The organism is Flavobacterium sp. FG139 (assembly GCF_057809695.1).
In genome coordinates, this window is record NZ_JBMDKL010000060.1 from 1 (window position 1) to 332 (window position 332).

Here is a 332-nt window from a genome sequence, read left to right on the forward strand (position 1 = left end):
ATGTTAGCATAAATCACTTCATTCACGTTAGTTGCCGTGTAATCACATTGTGAGTTTTGTAAATAGCTCGTTGGAAACGATGGTGTAGTTACCGTACATGGTGTTCCGTATGGGAAATACGTACCGTCTACATTGTTCTTAACTGCTACTTCTACTTTATATGGCGTGCTGAATTGAACATTGCTCAACAAACTAAATCTGAACTCTCTTAAAGGTCTATCTACGATTTGAACATCATTTTGATTCAACAAATTGGTTACTTTAAATCGGTATCCTGAAGTATACGGAACGATATCTGCATAAATCAAATCGGTCATTAAAGCTACTGTTGT

Annotated in this window: 1 protein-coding gene; it reads right to left on the minus strand. The window is 36.1% G+C overall.

The genetic code is table 11. The annotated features are described in order from the left end of the window. The coding region (locus ACODSI_RS15095; RefSeq protein WP_488917678.1) for a hypothetical protein at nucleotides 1-332 on the minus strand (332 nt) is incomplete at both ends.